General features: G+C 66.2%; 15 protein-coding genes. 3 read left to right on the plus strand and 12 right to left on the minus strand.

Translation table 11 applies throughout. From position 1 onward, the window contains the following. Positions 1-158: 158 nt before the first annotated feature. The 3 genes from ACZ5PO_RS24805 to ACZ5PO_RS24815 form a co-directional block, all read right to left on the minus strand. Positions 159-1,700, minus strand: a complete 1,542-nt coding sequence (locus tag ACZ5PO_RS24805; protein WP_464184605.1) for an oligosaccharide flippase family protein — start codon at positions 1,698-1,700, stop codon at positions 159-161. Then, entirely contained in the window at positions 1,685-3,205 is a 1,521-nt protein-coding gene (locus ACZ5PO_RS24810) for a phosphomannomutase/phosphoglucomutase (protein WP_464197018.1), read from the minus strand. Before ACZ5PO_RS24810 ends, ACZ5PO_RS24805 begins: the two co-directional genes overlap by 16 nt. A gap of 637 nt (positions 3,206-3,842) precedes the next feature. After that, positions 3,843-5,669 carry an AAA family ATPase gene (locus ACZ5PO_RS24815; protein WP_464184606.1) on the minus strand — a complete coding sequence of 609 codons (1,827 nt, stop codon included), beginning with the start codon at positions 5,667-5,669 and terminating at the stop codon, positions 3,843-3,845. A 518-nt stretch (positions 5,670-6,187) separates the two neighbouring features. Between ACZ5PO_RS24815 and ACZ5PO_RS24820 the strand changes: the two genes are divergently transcribed. After that, positions 6,188-6,940, plus strand: a complete 753-nt coding sequence (locus ACZ5PO_RS24820) for a LuxR C-terminal-related transcriptional regulator (RefSeq protein ID WP_464184607.1) — start codon at positions 6,188-6,190, stop codon at positions 6,938-6,940. A 289-nt stretch (positions 6,941-7,229) separates the two neighbouring features. Here ACZ5PO_RS24820 and ACZ5PO_RS24825 read toward each other — a convergent pair whose 3' ends face one another. The 4 genes from ACZ5PO_RS24825 to ACZ5PO_RS24840 all read right to left on the minus strand — a co-directional run bounded on the left by ACZ5PO_RS24825 (position 7,230) and on the right by ACZ5PO_RS24840 (position 11,891). Continuing rightward, complete coding sequence (locus tag ACZ5PO_RS24825) at positions 7,230-8,678, minus strand: mannose-1-phosphate guanylyltransferase/mannose-6-phosphate isomerase (protein ID WP_464197020.1); 1,449 nt, start codon at positions 8,676-8,678, stop codon at positions 7,230-7,232. A gap of 605 nt (positions 8,679-9,283) precedes the next feature. After that, complete coding sequence (locus ACZ5PO_RS24830; RefSeq protein WP_464184609.1) at positions 9,284-9,706, minus strand: hypothetical protein; 423 nt, start codon at positions 9,704-9,706, stop codon at positions 9,284-9,286. 383 nt (positions 9,707-10,089) lie between these two features. Further along, a complete protein-coding gene (locus ACZ5PO_RS24835; protein ID WP_464184610.1) occupies positions 10,090-10,371 on the minus strand; it encodes a hypothetical protein in 282 nt (93 codons plus the stop codon). 866 nt (positions 10,372-11,237) lie between these two features. Next, positions 11,238-11,891: a response regulator transcription factor gene (locus tag ACZ5PO_RS24840; RefSeq protein WP_464184612.1), complete on the minus strand. Its 654-nt coding sequence runs from the start codon at positions 11,889-11,891 to the stop codon at positions 11,238-11,240. A gap of 776 nt (positions 11,892-12,667) precedes the next feature. On the opposite strand from ACZ5PO_RS24840, the gene ilvD reads away from it, so the two are divergent. Continuing rightward, a complete protein-coding gene (gene ilvD / locus ACZ5PO_RS24845) occupies positions 12,668-14,506 on the plus strand; it encodes a dihydroxy-acid dehydratase (RefSeq protein WP_464184613.1) in 1,839 nt (612 codons plus the stop codon). Between the two features lie 718 nt (positions 14,507-15,224). Here the strand turns inward: ilvD and ACZ5PO_RS24850 are convergent. Both ACZ5PO_RS24850 and ACZ5PO_RS24855 read right to left on the minus strand, forming a co-directional pair. Beyond that, on the minus strand, positions 15,225-15,818 hold the full coding sequence (locus ACZ5PO_RS24850; protein ID WP_464184614.1) for a dioxygenase family protein: 594 nt from the start codon (positions 15,816-15,818) through the stop codon (positions 15,225-15,227). 80 nt (positions 15,819-15,898) lie between these two features. Further along, positions 15,899-17,950 (minus strand): Hint domain-containing protein, encoded by a 2,052-nt coding sequence (locus tag ACZ5PO_RS24855; RefSeq protein WP_464184615.1) that lies wholly within the window; start codon positions 17,948-17,950, stop codon positions 15,899-15,901. 512 nt (positions 17,951-18,462) lie between these two features. On the opposite strand from ACZ5PO_RS24855, the gene ACZ5PO_RS24860 reads away from it, so the two are divergent. Further along, positions 18,463-18,846 (plus strand): nucleotidyltransferase family protein, encoded by a 384-nt coding sequence (locus ACZ5PO_RS24860; protein ID WP_464184616.1) that lies wholly within the window; start codon positions 18,463-18,465, stop codon positions 18,844-18,846. A gap of 112 nt (positions 18,847-18,958) precedes the next feature. Here ACZ5PO_RS24860 and ACZ5PO_RS24865 read toward each other — a convergent pair whose 3' ends face one another. The 3 genes from ACZ5PO_RS24865 to ACZ5PO_RS24875 all read right to left on the minus strand — a co-directional run bounded on the left by ACZ5PO_RS24865 (position 18,959) and on the right by ACZ5PO_RS24875 (position 21,041). Then, a complete protein-coding gene (locus tag ACZ5PO_RS24865) occupies positions 18,959-19,996 on the minus strand; it encodes an amidohydrolase family protein (protein WP_464184617.1) in 1,038 nt (345 codons plus the stop codon). Between the two features lie 147 nt (positions 19,997-20,143). Next, positions 20,144-20,335, minus strand: coding sequence for a hypothetical protein (locus tag ACZ5PO_RS24870; RefSeq protein ID WP_464184620.1), 192 nt, complete (start codon positions 20,333-20,335; stop codon positions 20,144-20,146). A gap of 499 nt (positions 20,336-20,834) precedes the next feature. Beyond that, a complete protein-coding gene (locus ACZ5PO_RS24875; RefSeq protein ID WP_464184621.1) occupies positions 20,835-21,041 on the minus strand; it encodes a hypothetical protein in 207 nt (68 codons plus the stop codon). Between the last annotated feature and the right edge of the window lie 601 nt (positions 21,042-21,642).

The raw sequence follows: 21,642 nt of genomic DNA on the forward strand, positions 1-21,642 counted from the left end.
CCGCTTCTCGTCAGCAGTCGTCCGCGAGGCGCAGTCCTTCATTCCGCATGACGCGAACACGGTTGTGGTGGTGCGTCCGACATGGGACGCGAACCGGGCGGAGCCGGACCGTCGGCAATGCCTCTTTGCCGCAGAGCATCGGACATGGTCGACTTTGCTCATGCGCGCGAGAGCAGGGCGCGCAGGCGCGTGATGATATACTTGGACGGCCGCGGCGCCAGGTAGCGGGCGCAGATCGCGTAGACGGCGAGGGCAAGTAGGGGCGCGATGACGAGCTGCCCGGAGTGGGTGAACAGACTCGCGCTCCCGAACGCGGTGATTGCGCCGAGCGTCGCTGGCACGACATAGATGCCGGCCACTTGAGCCATGGAGATGTTGCCGATTGCACTCAGCACAACGTAGCAATAAATCGGCTGCACGATTACGTAGAAGGCCGTCGCGCCGATGGCAACGCCGTAGTCGGCGTCGAGCAGCGCCCCTACGATGATGAAGACGAAGAATAGCCCCGTCGTCACCGAAACATAACGAAGGGCGCGGTTGAACTCGCCGCGGGCGGGAAGAAGCGCGCCAACGGTCCATGAGACCGCGTCGAAGGCAAAGCCGATGCTCAGCAGCTGGATATAGAACGCGGCATCGGACCATTGCGGCTGGAAGAAATACTCCAGAAACGGTCGGGCCAGCGCCGCCTGAAGAAAGCAGATGGGCATGATGACGATCGCCAGAACGTGGGAGGCGAGCAGGACCGCGTCCCGTTGCCGGAGGGGGTCGTCGCCGAGGCGGACGATCGCCGGGAACAGGACATTGGTGATGCTGCCAGCCAGCAGCCGCACCGGCTGACCGGCGATGCGGTAGGCAAAGAAGTAAAGCCCGACGCGCACGTCGCCGGCGACGAGGCCGAGGACCATGTAGTTGCCGTGGCCGACAAGGACGTTGAGCAGGCGCGAGAGGCTGACGGCCGTTGAGCTCGACAGCAGGGCGGTCCAGCGGAAGTTGCTGCGGCGCCTTGGAAACGTTGCCTTGGTCAGCCACCACGACACGGCGCTGTAGGCTGCCGCGAAGATCGGGATCGGCAGGACGAAGCTGTAGGCGCCGAAACCGGCAGCGGCCAGCGCGAGGGTCGCTACGCTGACGCCAATCGCCTCCGCCAGCGTGAGCATCGACAGCAGTCGGAAGTTCAGCTGTGAGCGGATGATGGCGCTGGGAATGGCGCTGAACGCGCGCAGCGGTATCGACGCTGCGATAACGGCCAGCATGCCGACGAGCTGCGGCTGATGATAGATGTGGGCCGCCAGAGGCGCCACGGCGACGAGCGCAAGAGCGCACAGGAGGGCGGGCCCGACGCTCAACCAAAAGAGCGTGCCGAACCACAAGGGCATTTTGTGGCCGCGCTGAACGACGACGTCGTCCAGGCCGAACTGGAAGGCAGTGCTAGCGATGCCGGAAACCATCAGGGCCAGGCTGATCTGTCCGAAATCGGCGGGCTGCAGTAGCCAGGCGAGCGCGATCTGCGATGCGGCCTGCACGGCCCGCGATGCGGCGGTCTGGCCGAAGAGCCAGAGCATGCTGCGCATGACCACGTTGGCCACGCCGGCGTCGGCGGTGGGCGTGGCCAGCGCGGCCGCCGGCTCGGGCGTCCGCTCCGGCTTGTGGAGCGAAACGCTCTCCAGTGAGCGAGCGCCGGCGATCACGATGCGGAGCACGCCTGGTCGAGCGTCTGGTTGTAGGGGCCGACCTCGGGGTTCTCGCGGAGGACGGCGTCGACGGCCAGGAACATCTCGTGCAGGCGTGCCTCGGATACGGGGCTTTCCACCACCACCACCAGCTCGGGCTTGTTGGACGAGGCCCGCACCAGCCCCCAGGTGCCGTCGTCGGTCACCACCCGCACCCCGTTCACCGTCACCAGGTCGCGGATGGCGTGGCCGCCCACCGGCGTGCCCGCCGCCTTCAGCGCCGCAAAGCGCGCGATCACCCGCTCCACCACCGCGTACTTCTCCTCGTCGGCGCAGTGCGGCGACATGGTCGGCGAGCCCCAGGTCCGCGGCAGCGCCGCATAGAGCTCCGCCAGCGACCGGCCCGGGTTGCGGTCGAGCATGTCGCAGATGGCCAGCGCCGTGACGAAGCCGTCATCGTAGCCGCGCCCCACCGGCGCGTTGAAGAAGAAGTGCCCCGACTTCTCGAACCCCGCCAGCGCCCCGAGCTCCGCCACCCGCCGCTTGATGTAGCTGTGCCCGGTCTTCCAGTAGTCCGTCTCGACACCGTTCGCCTTCAACACCGGGTCGGTGGCGAACAGCCCGGTCGACTTGACGTCGACGACGAAGCGGGCGCCCGGGTGGCGGGCGCTGAGGTCGCGCGCCAGCATCACCCCGATCTTGTCGGCGAAGATCTCGTGGCCGTCGTTGTCGACCACGCCGCAGCGGTCGCCGTCGCCGTCGAAGCCCAGCGCCACGTCGGCCCCGCTCTCCCGCACCTTGGCCGCCATGGCATGGAGCATCTCCATGTCCTCGGGGTTGGGGTTGTAGCGGGGGAAGGTGAAATCGAGCTCGGTGTCGAGCGGGATCACCTCGCAGCCGATGCGCTCCAGGATCTGCTGGGCAAAGGCGCCGGCGGTGCCGTTGCCGCAGGCGGCGACCACCCGCAGCTTGCGGGTGAGCCGCGGCCGGTCGGTCAGCTCGGCGATGTAGCGGGCGGGAAAGTCGGCGATGAACGCGTAGGCGCCGCCCGGCGCGGTCCGGCCCGCGCCGGAGAGCACGATCTCCTTGAGCCGGCCCATCTCCTCGGGCCCGAAGGTGACCGGGCGGTGAGCCCCCATCTTGACCCCGGTCCAGCCGTTGTCGTTGTGGGAGGCGGTGACCATGGCCACCGCCGCGGTGTCGAGGGCGAACTGGCCGAAATAGGCCATCGGCGTGGTCGCCAGGCCGATGTCGCGCACCGTCACGCCGGCGGCCATCAGGCCGGTGACCAGGGCATACTTGATCGCCGCCGAATAGCTGCGGAAATCGTGGCCGACGACGATCTCGGGCTTGACCCCGAGCTCGGCCAGCAGCGTGCCGAGGCCCAGCCCCAGCGCCTGCACGCCCATCAGGTTGATCTCGCGCTCGAACAGCCAGCGCGCGTCGTACTCGCGGAACCCCGTCGGCTTCACCAGCGGCCGCGTCTCATACGCATAGCTGTTGCGCGACAGCGCAGGCTCGGGCTGAGGAAGCACAAAGGAAGGCTGAGCCCGGATGGGCTCGAAGGCCTGGTTCCAATTGCGAGCAGACACGGGCATTCCGATGACCTAATCCTGAATTGCAGCCATGAAAGAGAAGCCGAGCGGGAGGGTGCACCTTCTCGCCGCTCGGCCCGGCCGACGCCTCGCCGGCAGACCCCATCTTCCCGAAAGGACTAGTCGCAGCGAACGCGTCCGGTCGCCTGACCGCCATCTGGTGGTTGAGTTCAGCTTGCGATCGCTTAAGCGTTCAGCCTTGCCAGTCCCGAACTTGCGAACGAAACCGACGAATCGAACCTATCATCGTCTCGTGAAACGAGAATATACCCCCTTCGGCTTACGCGATCGGCCAATATTCATGATGGAATGGCACCGAAGCAGCTATCGCTTGCAGTATAGAGCATTTCGAAACTCGACGAGATCATTCAATCGCCAAGTGCTCTAGAAAGCGAAAAGGATGCGTCGGCCATCGGCTGGAAGCAATTTACGCCGGCCAAGCAATGCCCCGGGGCGCGCCGATCTTCCGTTACGAGATAGCGTATTTGAAGCGAGTGATTTATTCAAAAAGCCTGCGGCCGACGCAGCATGGCCGTTGCGTGGATGAGCCCTGCATCTCGGCGCCGGCCGTCGCTTGTCAGGCCGCCTTGTTCAGGATCGTCCCCAGCAGGCGGCTGCCGGTCGACTGAAGCCGTTCGACGGCATCGATGACGAGGGGGGCGGGGGTACGCCCCCATTCCACCGCGATCAGAAGGCCATCCAGGAGCGGACCCATGGCAATCGCGCCGGAGCTCTGGTCCAGCGGCGGAAGGTCGACGACGACGACATCGTACGTCGACAGCGCTTCGCTGAGGCAGCGCATCATCGAGCTGGAGCCGAGAAGCGCATCGGATACGACCGACGCGAACTTCTTGGTCGGCAGCAGTTCAACGTCGGTGCGCGGCACCGGAATCGAACATTCGCTGACGCGGCAGTCCTCGAGCAGAATCTGCACCAGCCCAGGCTGACCCGCCGTGGTCACGGCTTGCGTCATGGCGCAGCCTTGAAGATCCGCGTCGATGACGAGCACCCGGACGCCGGAGGCGGCGAGCAGGCACGCCAGGTTCCCGGCGATGGTGGTCTTTCCTTCACCGCTTAGGGCGGATGTGATGCCGATGGCCCGTAGCGACCGTCGCCGCTCGGTGGCGGCGAGGGTCGTGCTCACCTGGGCAAGAGCGTGGAGGAACGGATCCTTGCCGAGCTCGTCGGTCGCGGTGAAGCACTCGAGCGACGGCTTGCCGTAGCGGCGCTTGAGCCGAGCCAGAAACGCTCCCATGCGCCGACCGACCGAGCGGCGGACGGACCACCCGGCTCGGGACGTGCGGCGGATCAGCGGAAGGGCGCCGAGACAGGCCAGTCCAAGCCTCTGCTTGGCGCTGCGCACCGAACGGATGCTGCTGTCGAGGTTTTCCCTCAAGATGGCGGCGCCGACGCCAACCAAACCGCCCAACAGGATGCCGAAAGCCAGGATCAGGGAGGTCCGCGGGTGGCTTCTGTTGAGCGGCGTGGTGGCCTTCGAAAGCAGACGCGTTTCGACGAGCGGATTGGACTGCCGCTGAACCGCCTCCGCGTACCCTTGCAGGGCACTCTCATAAATCTTCTTGTATGCTTGGGCCGTGCTCTCGAGCTCTTCGAGGGTGTTTCTGTCCTTGGCCGCCGTGCCCTGGCCCGACTCGGCCGGGGCGGAGCTGGTATCGGCCCTTTGCTGGTCCCGGAAAATGCGATAGTCGCGGCCGGCTTTGAACTCTTGCAGCGATAGCGCGGCCGCGTTCATCTGTTCGCGCAGCTGCGCCACGCGGCGCTCGAGCCACTCGGAGCCGACGCGTGCGGAGGCGGTGCGCGATTCGAGCTGGTCGCGGATGTAGGCATCCGCGGCGGCATTGGCCACCTTCGCCGCCAGCTTCGGGTCCGGCGCCGTGAACGCCAGGTCGATCACATAGGAGAGCCCGGAGCGGCGCACGTCGAGCCCGCTCCCGAATATGGCGACGGCATGCTGTAGCGCCGCTCCTTCGGGAAGCTCGCCCGCGTTCGGCCTGGCGAACATGGGATTCTTGAGCAGGCCCAGCTCCTGGATGACCGCCACGGCGATGCGGTCGGACCGAAGGACCGTCATCTGGCTTTCGATCTGGGCGCTATCGACCGTGCTCGATTGCACCTCGTCCCGCGTGAGCTGGGAGGACTTCGGATCGATGAGCAGTTGCGCACGCGCCGTATAGGTGGGCGTCGTCATCTTCACATAGGCGGCGGCCCCGCCAACGCCGATCGCGATGGCGGCGAGGACGATCAGGAAGTGGCGCAGAACAAAGACCGACAGCTCCGGCACCGCGACGAGGTCGGGCGGGAGGTCGGCGTTCGACCAATCAGCATGCGATTCGCCAATCGTCGTGGGGACAACGTGTGGCGCGCCGCGCCTGGTTAGGCTCATAATCTGACCTGTGACCTCACGGGCGTGGACAACAGCGTATCCGGCAGCACCATGCAAACGTGCTCAAGGTGTGCCGCCCTTCTTTGTAGTCCGGGTTTCGCACCGCAAAAATGTCCCCAAAATTGGTAAGTCTCACACCCTAAAGGATCTGCCATGGCGCGCCCGACCTATCATGCGGCCGGCGCCGCCGCGGGCTCTGCCCGGCGCAATGGGGCGCGCCCGCCGGTTGGCGGCGCGGGCGACGAGCGGGCCGGATGGCCTCAGGCATCGTGCGTCTGGGCTGATGCCGTACCCGTCCCGGTCGATGCACCATCCGTCGAACGGTCGAGATCTGACCGGTCGCGTACGTCGGACGAGGTATGAATGAGCGCGAAGGGAACACGAATACGCTCAGCGCCGACGCGGTCTGTTACACCCTTTGAGCGTTATCGTGCCCTAATAGGGGTCTAGTCCCACACCAAAACAACGTGGTTCAAGGAGGCATCATTGCTCTGTCTATTCGAAAGGTCAGGTCCGGAATGGATGTGCATAGCGAGCCACGCGCAGGCGGTGCCTACCTGGGGCCGGTGAGCGACGCTCCTGTCGCCACGCTCCTCAACGATCCCGCGGCATATGGCGCAACTGCCAGGCCGCTCACGGTGCTGATCGACAGCCGCACCTTCGTGCGCGACTGTCTGTCGTCGTCGCTTCAGGCCGCCGATGCGGAGAGCGACTGTTTGACGTTCGACAACGTCCAGGAATGGCAGAAGAGCGGATTGTCCGCTCGTACCTCGCTGCTGCTCTTCTGGGCCAATCAGCTGAGCTCGACGTCCGAGCTCGAGCAGCAACTGTCGGAGCTGAAGTCGCTGTCTCTCGAGATCCCCTTCGCCGTGATGTCGGATCAGGAGAATCCCGAGGCGATCGTCGAGCTGATGGCGGGGGGCGCCCGCGCCTTTCTGCCGACGAGCCTGAGTCTCGACGTGATCGTCAAGGCGCTGCACCTGGTTCGGGCCGGCGGAACGTTCATCCCCGCAACCTGCCTCGCCGCCATGTCGAACGACGGCGCGCGCAGCGTGCCGGCGCCGGCGGATCTCGCCGGGCTGTTCTCGCCGCGGCAACTGGCGGTGGCCAGGGCCATGCGCAAGGGCATGCCCAACAAGATCATCGCGTACGAGCTGGCCATGTGCGAGAGCACCGTGAAGGTGCACGTCCGCAACATCATGAAGAAGCTCAAAGCCAAGAATCGCACCGAGGTCGCATTTCTTACGCAACGGCTGTTTCCGCAAGATTGAATTAGTTAGGTCGATCGACGCGTTATCTGATCCTCTACCAGAACTGAAAACTGAAACGGCGGCCTTCCACGAGATCGGAGCGGTCGCCGTTTCAGTTTCAGCTGCAGGCGGACCAGGAAATCTGCCCGGCATCGCCCCGCTCCAGATTCAAAAGGTTATGAGCATTTCTCCGTCATTGGATGATCCCATCCAATGACGAAATGCTCTGGGGCGACCGCTGTGATCGCCGATCCCGGCGCGTCGGCGCAGCTCTGCCGACACGGGGCCGGCAGAGCTGCGCAAAGCACGCTCAAACCCTGTTGTAGATGTCTTCGAACCTGACGATGTCGTCTTCGCCGAGATAGGCGCCCGACTGTACCTCGATCAGCGTCAGCGGGATCTTGCCGGGATTGGCCAGGCGGTGAACACAGCCGAGCGGGAGATACGTCGACTCGTTCTCGCGCAGGATGATCTCCTCGTTATCGCGCGTGACGATGGCCGTGCCGTTGACGACGACCCAGTGCTCGGCCCTGTGAAAGTGCTTTTGCAGGGATAGCTGCGCACCCGGTTTCACCATGATGCGCTTGACCTGATACCGCTCCCCGGCCTGCACGCTTTCGTAGTGCCCCCAGGGCCGGTAAACGATGGTCGAGTAGTCCTTCTGAGGCCGGTTGAGCTCCCCCAGTTTGTCGACGACGTCCTTCACCCTCTGGCTGTCGGCGCGCGGGGCCACCAGGACCGCATCGTCGGTGACCACGACGACAAGATCGGACAGGTTGAGAAGCGCAACCATCGGGCCGGTCGATCGAACGTAGTTATTCTTGCAATCCAGGAGGATCGCGTCGCCCGCAACGGCATTGCCGTTGTCGTCCTTGGGCGTCACGTTCCAGAGCGCGTTCCACGATCCCACATCGGCCCAGCTCATATCGGTGGGGACGACCGCGGCGCGCTCGGTGCGCTCCATGACGGCATGATCGATGGAGATGGTCGGCGCCTCGCTGAAGCTCTTGCCGAGATGCAGGAAGTTGGAGTCCTGCTCTCCGGTCCGGACCGCCGCTCGCGTCTTGGCCACCAGCTCGGGTTCGAAGCGCTCGAGCTCTTCGATGAGTCGCTGCACCGGAAAGAGGTAGATGCCGGAGTTCCAGCTGTACTCCGGCCTCGCCAGAAATTTCTGGGCGGTCGCCAGGTCGGGCTTTTCGACGAACGAGCTGATGGTCAGCACGCCGTCGGCCGCAGGCAGGGGCGCACCGGCCTGAATATAGCCGTAGCCGGTGTCGGGCGCCGTCGGCTTGATGCCGAAGGCCACGAGCTTCTCGTTGCCGACGAGGAGCGCGGTGGCGATCGCGGTGGCGAACGCATCGGTTTGCACCATCACGTGATCGGACGGCAGAACGAGCATCCTTGCGTCCGGCGCTTCATCGGCAATATGCATGCTGGCGACGGCCAGAGCGGGGGCCGTATTGCGGTTGGCCGGCTCGAGCAGGATGGAGCGGGGCGAAACCCGGATCTCCTCCAGCTGCTCCGCCACGATGAAGCGGAAATCCTCGTTGGCGACGACCACGGGGCTGGCGAAGCGGCTGGCGTCGCTGACGCGTAGCACGGTCTGCTGGAACAGGCTCGGCTCGTTGTCGAACTTCAGAAACTGCTTCGGAAAGGACCCTCGCGAAATCGGCCAAAGGCGCTTGCCGCCGCCGCCGCACAAGATCACTGGAACAATTTTGGACATTATACTCGTACCCTCCTGTGCATTTTGTTGCACGATTTCCAAATCCGTCGTCCTGCCGGGCGGGATGCTTCAACCGGATGCTGGAACGACGTCCTCAGACTTGGTGGTGCAGCCGGTGGAGGCTGCCGAATCCTCCAGCCTCGGCGACGCCGATGCGACGCCGGCACCCAGATGCGGCGGTGTTCATGTTGGTCATCGTATGAGTTCGTGGGGTGCGAACAAGGTGCCAGAACGGTGAGCCCGCACTCCTTCCGATCAGCCGATCTACGCCTTTCGCGCAAGGCAACCATCAACCTTGTTCAAGCGACGTGCGCGGGCATCGGTGGTCCGGTCTGCGCCGTGCGGCGGCCCGATGTCCGGGGGCTGCAACAACGGGAGAGCTTTTCGATCGGGTGGATTATCCGGTCGGATACGAGCGCGCTTGGCCATCGGCTGCCATCGCCCGATTGCAGCGACATGCTCCAGTTCTTTGAATTTGGGCTACGTCCCAGTGACTGGGCGAGGCCGGTCGATCGCGCGGCGCTCTCGTGCTCGCCGCGATCGAGCCCGGCGCGCGCAGGGCTGGTGCATCGGCAGCGTTTCGGGCGCGTTGCGACCCGATCAGTGCGCCGATCGGGACGGGCGCGAGGTGGGTGCGCTCAGAGCTGCCGATGGTCCGCGCGCGCCGAGCGCTGCTGCACCCATCTGTCCGGAATGCAGGAGACGAGGACCCCTAGGGCGGTGCCAATCCCTTTGATCTCGAAATCCGGAAGCCGGCCGTGACGGGTGAGCGTGAAATTCTGCGCGGCTTCCAGGGCGCCGGCCCCGACCACAATGGCCAGAAACAGCATGAAGCGATGCTTGGGGTAGGCGAGACCGAAGGCCAGACCGACAAGGCCGAAGGCACAAAGGCGCTCGAGGTTGGGTGACGATGAGACGATGGGCCGTAGTTCGATCGGCGCCAAGGTGGTGAAAACGATTGCCAGCAACAACAGCCAGGCCGCCAGCCTCGCGAGAGTTTTCGTGTTCATCTGCTCCGCGGTATCGCGCTGCGGCTGAGCCTGGCGCTCGACAAGACCCATATATCCGGCCAGCCACCGTGTTTGTGTACGGAGCGAGACGATCGGGATGGCGCCTGAGGACAGCAATCCGCTCCAAAAATAGGCGAGCCGGGCACCGAAGGGGGTTCGGTCGCCCGGCTCTCACCGCTGTTCACTTGGGGGTCGAAATCAGCGGCTGAAGGAGCCTAGGCCGCGCTCGGAAAAGGCTCAACATGGGCCATTGGAGCTAGAGCTACGTCGAATTCCCATCACATGTAGATACTGCGCGCCCGCCTATAAGCAAAAAGTGGTAAGCGGCATCTCATCCAAATTGTTCAATTTGATGAGGCGAGCGCTTTGATGAGGTGGACGCTCGTTGGCCGGATCGCCACCGGCATCTGCATCCGTTCCCTGAGCTCGGCCGCTCAGGCGCGGCCGGCGGCCCAATACGTGGGCGCGTTCATGAGCGCACCGGGAGGGCCGGCGTTCCAGAAGTCGCCGACAACACGCGTGATCGCCTCGATCGGCAGACACCACAGCCCCATATCGTCCTCCCAGAACACCTTGCCGCCGGTGAGGCGCATATTGTCCGTGGGAACGACAAATTCCGCTCCGCCGCGGGCCGCTATCCGCAGATAGTGAGGCCTGCGGGCCAGAGTCTCGTAGATCTTTTTCGAGATGGAACTCACGTTCTGTCCGCCTTCCAATGTCTCATTCGAAGCACGAGGCAAGCCGCTCGATAGGGATCGCGGGAACCATACCGTGTCGTCCCGACGCGTTGCCGGCACATGTCTGAACTACATCCCAACGGTATCCTTTTCGTAACAGTCCCGCAGAGAGGCCTCGCGGGCAGCCGCCCGCGCGGGCGATTGCCGGAGAGCCCAAACCCAGACTGCCCTGCCGGAAGGCACGGGGAAAGGACCGGACACGTGTGTGAGCTTGAAGTTCCGTCCTTCTCATGACATCGACGTTCATGCGCTTCAATCGGTAAATCGCGGGCGGTACGAAGTTTTGCCCGGTATTTGCCAAAATCGCAAACGCGTCCTCGGCGCAGCTTCCGGTTCTAGGCGCTCGCCAGCGTCGCTCCACAACGTGCTGAACTTCGAACGGAATGGCGCCACGGTCGACTGTCGTTGCTTCAGATAAAGCCGATCGGCGGCGATATCCACAGGTTTAACGGACGGCACCGCCGACGCCGCCGCGCGGAATATCGGCGCGTAGTTCTAGCGCACGTCGAGCATACCAATTTAGGCGGAGCCGGATCGCCCAAAAGCGTCCTGAAGCTCGATGGCATCGACCAGCCGATCCACGGGAGCGGGGATCAAGCTCGCAGCGGCGCTCGCTCCGCACACCGCCGGTGGCGTTCGCCTCCCTCTCGCCTACGAACTAATCAGCCTCGTGAGCCTGGACCCGGCCAGTACCACAGGCGGCATCTTCGCATTAATACCTTCGTAGCGCGCCGCCACCTCAGTCGCAAGCCATAGAGCGTGGCGTGTGACCTGGCGAGCCGGGGGGAACGATGCCAGCGCTCGCTCCATATGCCGCGCGACGGGAGCGAAACAGGCCGCCCACGTCACCGTCGTCGCAGCAGATCGGCATCGAGCTCCCGCGTCAAGACCGCGACTTCCGTTCGGTTGCGGGCGTTGAGCTTGCGCATGATGGTTCGGACGTGAACCTTGACGGTGCTCTCGCTCATGGCCAGTTCGTAGGCGATCACCTTGTTCGGCAACCCCTTGCGCATGGCCCGGGCCACGGCCAGCTGCCGCGGCGACAGCAGCGTCGTCAGGTCCGGCGCCCGCGGCGCGGCACTGCCGTCGCGTGGCATCGCCGAGAGGGTGCTCGCCGGAATGAAGGTTCCGCCAGCGCGCACGATGGCCAGAATCTTAGCCGTCACTTCCACGCCCATGCTCGTGGGCAGGAAGGCGCGCGCGCCCTTGCCCATGACTTGGGCGATGCTATCGGCGCTCTCGTGGTCGGACATCACGACGACTGGCGGCGGCGCGGGCAACCGCAGCACCTGCCTTAGCCGGTCGGCAAAGACGCCGTCGGCCTCCGGCCGCATGGACGGCGCGGACATCCACAGGATGAGCAGCGAGGTCCTGCCCGCCACGGAGCTCTTCTCCCAGGCGGCTACGCTTTCGAAGGCCTGGAAATCATGATCGGGCTCCGTCGTGCGCAGCGACGCCAGCACGCATTCGCGGAAGAAGGTCCGGTCTTCGATCAGCACCGTGCAAGGTGGGCCGGGCACCGTCGGAGGCGCGCCACCACCCGGGTCGGAACGACCCGATCTCCCGTGCTGGCCGCTTGCCGAAGGTGCGGTATCCAACTTAGCCCCCCTGTTGGACCATGCGCAGCACGAGCCGCGCAAAAGCCTGCTTGTCTATCCGGATCGGACGTCCCCCGCCGGTCGACGCCGCCCGTCCGGACTGGTTCCCGACGGGTGAGCGCGAGCGCGCATCTTCGAGCCGGCTGCGCCCCGGTGCCGCGGCCTCGTCCTCCAGCCTTACCTACCGTCAGCTACGTCGCCAAATGGATTTCCTATGTTCACGCGGGTGCGGTCGAATGACGCAGTCTGCCGGTGTGGCTCGGAACCACCTTGGCGAGCGTCGGCGCGACGAAGCTAAACCGGCGGCCCTTCGTTTCGTTCCTGCCTCGAAGACGGCGTCAAGGCCCTGCGAAAAGTAGCAGCTCTCGCGGACGATCCGAATGCGCAAGGACGTTTGCAGTCCGGGAGGTTCTCCCGGTCGACGTGCGCGTCGTGGCCGTGCCCGGCCGCTGTCGACATGCCGCATGCTGCGGGTCGCGCGGTCTTGCTCCGCGACCCCCATGTATGGGTTTGCGAGTGCCCTCGCGAAAATGTGTGCCGAGCCAGCGCGCGCGTTTGGGCAGTGACGGAACCGCCAGTTTTCGATAGTAGCTCGGCAAATGAAGCGATCCGCACGCGCGCGCCTCTTCGTGGGCGCGGCCGCTGGGGCGATCGCGTACGCCGACAGGGATGGACGAATGCCAGCCTATCGCTCCCGGACCACCACCCACGGCCGCAACATGGCCGGCGCCCGCGGCCTGTGGCGCGCCACGGGCATGACGGACAGCGACTTTGGCAAGCCGATCATCGCTGTGGTCAACTCCTTCACGCAATTCGTGCCAGGCCATGTCCACCTGAAGGACCTGGGCCAGCTGGTGGCGCGCGAGATCGAGGCGGCGGGCGGCGTCGCCAAGGAGTTCAACACCATCGCCGTGGATGACGGCATCGCCATGGGCCACGACGGCATGCTCTACTCGCTGCCCTCGCGCGAGCTGATCGCGGACAGCGTGGAGTACATGGTCAACGCGCACTGCGCCGACGCCATGGTGTGCATCTCCAATTGCGACAAGATCACGCCGGGCATGCTGATGGCCGCGATGCGGCTCAACATACCTGCGGTGTTCGTGTCCGGCGGCCCCATGGAAGCCGGCAAGGTGGTGCTCGCCGGCAAGACGCACGCCATGGATCTCGTCGATGCCATGGTCGCCGCCGCCGACGACAAGGTGTCCGACGACGACGTCAAGGCCATCGAGCGCTCGGCCTGCCCGACCTGCGGCTCGTGCTCCGGCATGTTCACCGCCAATTCGATGAACTGCCTGACCGAGGCGCTGGGCCTGTCACTCCCCGGCAACGGCTCGACGCTCGCCACCCACGCCGATCGCCAGCGCCTCTTCGTCGAGGCCGGCCACCTGATCGTCGATCTCGCCCGGCGCTGGTACGAGCAGGACGACGAGACCGTCCTGCCGCGCACGATCGCGGCGAAGCCGGCCTTCGAGAATGCCATGGCGCTCGATATCGCCATGGGCGGCTCCACCAACACCGTGCTGCACATCCTGGCGGCGGCGCACGAGGGCGGCGTCGACTTCACCATGGACGACATCGACGCGCTGTCGCGGCGCGTGCCCGTGCTCTGCAAGGTGGCTCCGGCCAAGAGCGACGTGCACATGGAGGATGTGCACCGCGCCGGCGGCATCATGGCCATCCTCGGCCAGCTGGACAGCGCGGGCCTCATCCACCGCGAGCAGCCGACCGTGCATACGGCCACCATCGGCCAGGCCATCGAGCATTGGGACATCAGCCGCACCACCTCGTCGAAGGTGCGTGATTTCTTCCTGGCCGCACCGGGCGGCGTGCCGACCCAGGTGGCGTTCAGCCAGAACCGGCGGTGGGACGACCTCGATCTCGACCGCGAGACCGGCGTCATTCGCGATGCCCGGCATCCGTTCTCGAAGGACGGCGGCCTCGCCGTGCTGAAGGGCAATATCGCCCTCGACGGCTGCGTGGTGAAGACCGCCGGCGTCGACGAGAGCATCCTCAAGTTCGCCGGCCCGGCCAAGGTGTTCGAGAGCCAGGACGCCGCGGTGAAGGGCATCCTGAGCGGGGGCGTCAAGGCCGGCGACGTCGTCGTCATCCGCTACGAAGGCCCGCGCGGCGGGCCGGGCATGCAGGAGATGCTCTATCCGACCAGCTACCTGAAGTCGCGGGGGCTCGGCAAAGCCTGCGCGCTGCTGACGGACGGGCGCTTCTCGGGCGGCACCTCGGGCCTCTCCATCGGCCACGTCTCGCCGGAGGCGGCCGAGGGCGGCGCCATCGGCCTGGTGCGCGAAGGCGACATCATCGAGATCGACATCCCCAACCGGACGATCAGCCTGGCTGTCGGCGAAGCCGAGCTCGCCGCACGGCGGACCGAGCAGGATGCCAATGGCTGGAAGCCGGCCGAGCCGCGCAAGCGCAACGTGACCAAGGCGCTGCGCCGCTACGCTGCCTTCGCCACCAGCGCGGCCAAGGGCGCCGTGCAGACGGCGCCGGAGGATTAGGAGGTTCGTCTGAATGGGCTGGGCCGCGCGCCGCGCGGCTCTGGTCCTTGTCGCGTGTTGGGGTTATTGCCAACACGAGACGTGTTGGCAGAATCTCCAGCATGAAAGCCGAGCTGCTGCGCGAGCGCCAGCAGCTCACAATCAACTCGTTCGTCGAATTGCGGATATCGCGCATTCCGCATTCGGCTCGTGGTTCTCGTCACGCCTACAAGTACGCTCTTGTATAAGTACGCTCTTGCCTATGTAGTCGCTGAAAGGTGCGTGCTTTCCCTACGACGCCGTACATGTCGATTTCGTCCTGAGGGCGGCTTAAGGGGGCAGCGATCGTCCCCAATCGAATATGCGTTGATGCTGCGCCTTTTCTATTTGCTCTGGCTAGAGCATTTCGTCATTGGATGGGATCATCCAATGACAGGGAAATGCTCATAACCTTTTGAATCTGGAGCGCTTCCTTTGCGATTGGGTGAGTCCACCCAATCGCGAAGCGCTCTAGCCCTTCGCTACCGCCCGCGAAGGGCAGGCACACCTCGTAAGGTCTGATTGGGCCTGTAGTCAGACCGGATCGGCTCTCGGCGTGAGATTCATCGGTCAAGGGCGCAACGTTCCAGTGCAGGGCGGCGGGATATCACGCTCCGACTAGGGCCCCCGTTGCCGAGCGGCACGCATGGATCTTGCCCGGGATCTGCTCATCCAATGGCGCCGAAAAACACGTTTGGCGCTACGTGATCACGAAGTCGTACCGGCCAACGCGCCCGGTTCCATTCGTGTCGATGGCGAGCACGAGCCGCCGGTCGAACAGGGCGTCCCTCGTATTGCCGGGCTCGTCGGGAAAGAAGAGCTGCGTCGTGAGGATCGGGCCGCCGGCGCGCTGGACCTTGAGGTGAAGGTGACGGGTGCGGCCGGGATACGCGCCTGGAACGATGGTGCGGAATGACCATCTTCCCTGCGCATCCGTCATCCGATGGCCCCGCAGCCGGTAGCCGGAGTTGTCGTACCGCCCCTGGTCGTCGGCCTGCCAGAGCTCAACGAGCGCGCCGGGGAGGGGACGGCAGGAGCGGTCGACCACGTGGCCGCCGACGCTCAAGCGCGTGCCGCCCGAATGGCCGGACGTCACATCCTCGCGAAGCGGACTGTTCGGCGTGTAGAATGGTCCCTCGGTCGAGGCGGGCGTGGCTTCATGGCCGTCGTCACAAGACGGGGTGAGACGCAGCTGAAGTTCCGCTGCTTGTGCGAGCGCCTGCGACGTCGACAGGACAGCAAAGGCCGGAGCCGCAAGGAAGCCGGAAACGAGATCGCGGCGCGTGGCAGTCATCGGACGCCCTTTCCTCGAACGGACGCATTGTACCACGCCTTGCGCCGCCGGCGACCCGAGGCGGCGAACTGGCCGGCGCCTCAGACAGCCGTGCGTGCGGTCCCAAAGCCGAGCGCGGCGGCGCGCCGGCCGAGCCGCTCGCGCACGGCCCGCGGCAATTGGCGGGGTGACTTGGCGCGGGGCAACGCCAGCTCGGCAATACGCGCCTGGTGCCCGAACAGCGCCTCGTACTCCGCGTGATTGTCGAAGCGGCGGCGGGTGACGTTGTCGACGAAGGTCTCGGCCGGCGCGCCCTCCGCCAGCACCAGGGCATGGTCGTCGAGCTCGATGTGGTAGTAGACGAAGGTCTCCGCAGTCATCGGCAGGCGCCGGACCGTGGTGCCGTTGACCAGCGCGCCGGCCTGCGCCAGCACGCCGTCGACGAGCAGGGCATGGTCAGGCGAAACCTGAAGGTCGCGCACCGGCACGTTCTCGTCGAAGGCGCCGGCCGAGATGCGGATGGGCGCCAGGCGGAGCGGATCCGCAAAGGCCGCTGCCACCGTCTGGCGGCCGATCCAGCGGACAGGCCGCGTCTCGCCGGCGGCGGTGGTGACCGGATCGCCGGCGCTCAGCGTCTCCACCGGCCTCTCGCCGTCAGGCGTTGCGATCAAGGTGCCGGCGCAGAAGCAGACGGCGACGGTGACGTCGGTGCCGCCGGCACCATTGTCGGCGAGGTGGAAGGAGGCGCCGGTGTAGTCTTCCGCCGGGTCCAGCCGCAGCGTGATGACGCCGCCGCCCTCGTCGGCGGTCTGGACGATCTGCAGCAGGTTGCCGGACAGCAGGGTCACCGTGTCGCCGGCGTCGAAATGCACGCCGAGCAGGTCGATGGTGTCGCCCGCATCGTTGAAGTCGTCGATCACGCCGGCGAACGCAGTGGGCGTCAGCAGCCGCAGCACGCCGCTGACCAGCGCTACGGTCTGCTCCGCGTCGGTTCCCGCATAGAGGGTGACGGTCGCGGCGCCCGAGAGCGTCAGGGTGCCGGTGCCGCTCAGGTCGCCGCTCACCGAGAGGCTGCCGCCCTGCACGGCGATGGTGCCGTCGTTGTCCAGGGCGTTGCCGGTGAAGGTGGCGCTCGAGCCGACGACGATGTCGCCCTGGTTGTCGAGCGTCTCAAAGGAGAAGAAGCTGCTGCTGAGAGCGTCGATCTGGCCCTGGTTGACGAAATCGCCGGCGAGAAAGGAGCCGGAGCCGGTCGGAATGCTGAGGGCCACGCCGGAGGCGAGCACCGCCGGATCATTGAGGGCGAAGAGACCGGAGTTGAACAGGTTGATGGTCATGTCGTCGAGGGTCTGGCCGTCGACGACGATCGAGCCTCCGTTGACGTTGATCGTGCCCGGCCCCGTGCCGGCCTGGTCGTAGACGGAGAGGCCGCCGATGACGGTGAGGCTGCCGAAATTGATATCGAGATCACCCTCGTAGTCGATGGACTCGAAGGTGGCGCCCGCCAGGGTCAGCGTCGTGGTGCCGTTGTCGAGGATGATGCCGTTGGCAATGGTGCCGCCGTTGACGGTGAGGGCGCCGACGCTCGCTAGATCGAGCATCTGGTTGGGTATCGGATCACTCAGGTCGAGCCGCGCGCCGACGCCGATGGCGACCGTGCCGTTGTTGGCGATGTTGTCCGCTGTGAGCTGCTGCCAGGTGAGCGTCAGGTCTTCGAACTGCAGCAGGCCGCCGGTCTGCACGTCGATGCCGCCGTTATTGCTGAAGCCTCCATCGGCATAGAGGACGCCGCCATCGTCGATACGGGTATTGCCATCGTTGATCACGTTGGCCGAATAGAGCGTCGAGCTGTTGCCGATGACGATGCTGCCGCTATTGCCCAACACGGCACAGCCCAGGTTCGAGCCGTTGCTGAGGGTCAGTTGGGTCAGGTTGACGACCGGGCCGGAGACCTGGAGGACGCCGCCGTCCAGCGTCAACGGCGACGCGATGACCATGGAGCCGACGGATCCGACGTCGCCGCTGATCTCGGGCGCGCCGGTGTTGATGAATACGGCGTCGTCCGCGCCCGGCACCCCCGGCGGGTTCCAGTTGGCGGCATCGGCCCAATTGCCGTTTCCGTGGGCGTCACCCACCCAAAATTTGTTGGCCATTCCCGGCAAGCTCCCACACGTGCCGCCCCCCGACGCGGCTATAACGCGGTCGATCTGCGAAGGGCCAATGACAATGATGGCGTTACCCGGCTTCGGCCGCCCGGCCTATGGCGATGCACGGTGACGAGCACAGAAGACGCCGGGGCAGTGCGGACGGCTATACTTGGCTTCGTTGGGTCGGGAGCTGGGGGCGCGTCGCCGTTTAGGCGTGCCGGGGCTGACGAAATCGTGCCCGTGGCTGGCGCCCACTGTGGGAGCGGCGCAAGGGCGGCGACGATGACGGTGAGCTGGCGGGCAATCGCGCCGCGGCGTGGGTCGTGAGGCGGCGCCGGCGGCACACGCGGACCCCTCGGCGCGCCGGCATGGGATGCCGAGCCTCCTGGCGCAACCGAGTCTGACGTGCGAAGCCGGCTTGACAACGGGCGCCACGGAGGTCGCCATGGGCGCGGCGTCGATTGCGTCGGATGACGTGGGCGGGGCAGGTGGCGCGGATCTAGAAGCTCGTACCGATCATGCATTGCACCTCTCGCCCGTCGGGTTTTTCGGTTTCCGACAAGCAGATCGAGACCATCCGCGCCTGGGCCCGCGCGAAGCGTCGGGTGGAGCAGGTCCGGTTGTTCGGGAGCCGCTGCAAGGGCACCCACCGACCCGACAGCGATCTGGATATTGCTCTGACGATCTCCGACGACCGGCGCATCACCCGGGCGACGGTGTGGTTTACCGAGGTGCCGAAGTGGCGCTCGGAGCTCACGGCCCTGCTCGGGCTCCGCGCCGACCTCCGGATCACGGATCTCGCCCATCCCTGCCGCGTCCGGCGGTCCTGCGCCGAGTGCGGCGACATCCTGATCTACGACACATCGGCGTGCCCTGCCGTGAAGCGCGAAGGGGAGCCGTAAGTCGCCATCCCGGCGTGCTGGGCAAGGCGCCGAAGCTGCACGCCGATCCGACGAGCGGGGCGAGGGGCCGCACCGCGCCCTGTCGGCCGTGCGATCTTGATCCATCGCAACGTTAGTCAGGCAGCCCGTCGGCCAGGCGGTAGACACGGGCGGCCGTGCCTGCGAACAGGGCCGCCTTCTCGTCGGCCGAAGCGCCGGCGGCCAGCCGCTTGCAAGCGTTCCACAACACGGCGTAGCTGCACCAGCGCTTCTGGACCGGGAAGTTGCTCTCGAACATGCAGCGACCGGCTCCGAACCGCTCGAGGCACACGTCGACGAACGGCCGCCAGGCGGCGGCGATGTCGATGGACGCGAGCGGCGGCCCGCCGCCCTCGCGCCCCGGGCCTCGGCGGCGCACGGGTAGAGCGCCGAGCTTGACGTGCACGTTGTCGTGGCGGGCGAGCGCCACCATCGCCGTGCGCCACTCGTCGAACACCTCGGGCTGGCGGTGGGCGTTCGGGCCGCCGAGGATCGGGCTACCGAAGTGGCAGAGCACGATCGGCATCGCGGGGAATGCGGCCGCGAGCTCGCCGACCTCGCCGATCTGATCGTGGTAGACCCAGGCGTCGAAGCTCAGGCCGCGGCGGGCCAGGCAAGCCATGCCGGCCCGCACGCGCGCGTCAGCGAGGAGGTGTGGCCCGGCCGCCGGCTTGGGCACGAGGTCGCTGGGATGCCAGGCGGTCGAATAGCGGATGGCCGAGAAGCGGCCGCCGCTCGACGCCAGGTGCAGGTCGAGCAGGCGGTCCACCGCCTCGCCGAGCATGAGGTCGATGTTGCCGACCATGGCAGCGCAGGTCCGCGTCGGCCCGAACTCGCCGCTGGCGCTCATCGCGGCGACCCCGGTCACGAATTCCGTCTCGCCGAGTGAGCGCAGCTCCGGCGGCCCGTCGGCCCGGTACATCGAGCTGCACTCCTCGAACACTGTCGCCCGCACATTGTGGCCGGACGCGAGATCGGCGAGCAGCTCAGGGAACATGTAATTGCTGCCGGGCCGCTGCCAGAGGTGATGGTGCGGATCGACGATCGGCAGGCCGGGCTCGAGGATCTCCTCCGTGTAACCGGCGAGCCAGGCCTCGTCGACGGTGCCGGAAAAATGATCGCGTTCGGCCATTGGCGTCTCCCATCCCTATCGTTTCGGCCAGCATACGCCGGGGCAGGGCGGGGGAGCCAACGGCCGGTAGCTTGGCAGCCATGACGTTGGCGGTGGGCGCCTCGATGGGTAGCGTGCGAGCTCGATCTCGATGCGCGTGCAGGGATACTATCCGGCGGCTCGCGTCGGCCCCTGATCGCCGTCGCGGGTGGTCGCCCGGCCTTGGCCGGCGTTGTGGACCAGCCAATCCCGGACGATCAGCACGACGGCGTCCGGCCTCCCGATCGAGACGGACTGCTCGTCGATAAACCTGTCCAGGGCTTCGACGAGCGCTGGAGGAAAGTCGACTTCGATATGCATGCGGCCCCCTTACGCAACGACATATAGCGTCGTGGGGATGCCTATGACGACCCGCCTGGTTCATGCCCCGCGCAATTGTGAGGGGGGCGCGGTCGTGCTGGCGGATCCTCGATCGCCGGCGCGCTCGCGCGTCTTTAAACGAGTCGTTGCCGCGAGCCGCTTTGCCGCGGGATAAGCCGGCGCCGGCAAATTCGCGAACACCAACGTTCAGGCGCGAACAGCCACTGCCACTGCGATCGTCGTTGATTTGTCAGGGAGCTTGAACAGCCGCGACCGTCGGCGAACGGCCAAATGGTGCCCAGGGGCGGAATGCATACTAACACCGGTACCAACACGCGGCGCCGCTTAGGCCCGATGGCGGGCGGGGCGTGTGCGTCATTTGGCAGAGGTGATCCGGCGCTGTGGCTTGCGTCTTAGCTTCCCCTAGCCCACCCAGCGCCGTGCGCCGCCTTTCATCTCCAGCGCCCGGCGCTCCCGGGCCTCACGCATCAGTCCACCGTCAACTCGGGAAAAGGCGGACGTGGCGCGCGTGGCGCCAGCGGTCAATTGCCGCGAGGTCGAACATGCCGGTGGTCAGGTTGGGCGCCGGAACGCCGCGGGCGAGCAGCTTCGGCAGCGCGTCGCGGAATTCGCCTGCCGTCAGGTGGAGGCGCCGCGCCGCCTTCTCGGGCGGCACATCGCTGGGGTCGACGGCGAAGCGGACCACCGGCTCGCGCGGAGGGGCTGAACGGCATGAACTTGTCATGACTTTTGCAACGAGGAGAACCGTCAGCGGGGGCCGGGTGGCGCACCCGCGGGCCGCACTCCTATAGTCCTCCCGCATCCGAGTGAGAAGTGGGAAAGCCGCACTCAACCCGTGCGAATCGATTCCTAACCTGTCGGTGCGATGCTCTCGCCATGGCCGCTCCGCCCCACAAGCCCCGCTCCCCCGCAGCGCGCCGCGCCAGCGGCCGAGACAGCGCACAGCCGCACTACCGCGACGCGTCCCTATGAGATTGGGCGGCCGCGGACGGGGTCAAGGCCAAGTGCGTCGAGCGCTGCACGGCTACAAACTGACGCCGGGCACGAATCGGCTCGGCAGTCTCCGGATCGCCGAAGAGCACCACGGCCAACCCGTCGCCGTCGGCCGCGCTGGGTCGGGGCTCGACGTCATCGCGGCGGCCGACCTCAAGCGGTAGCTGGAGGACCTGAAGGTTGATCGGCCGGCGGTCGCCGGCATCAAGGCAAAGCATCATCTGGGCCCGGCCGGGAGCTGCGGTTGGAGATCGAGCACCGCGGCGCGCGATGGCAGCCGCGGGTTCAAGGGG

It is taken from the genome of Chelatococcus sp. KU-N122 (assembly GCF_055391085.1).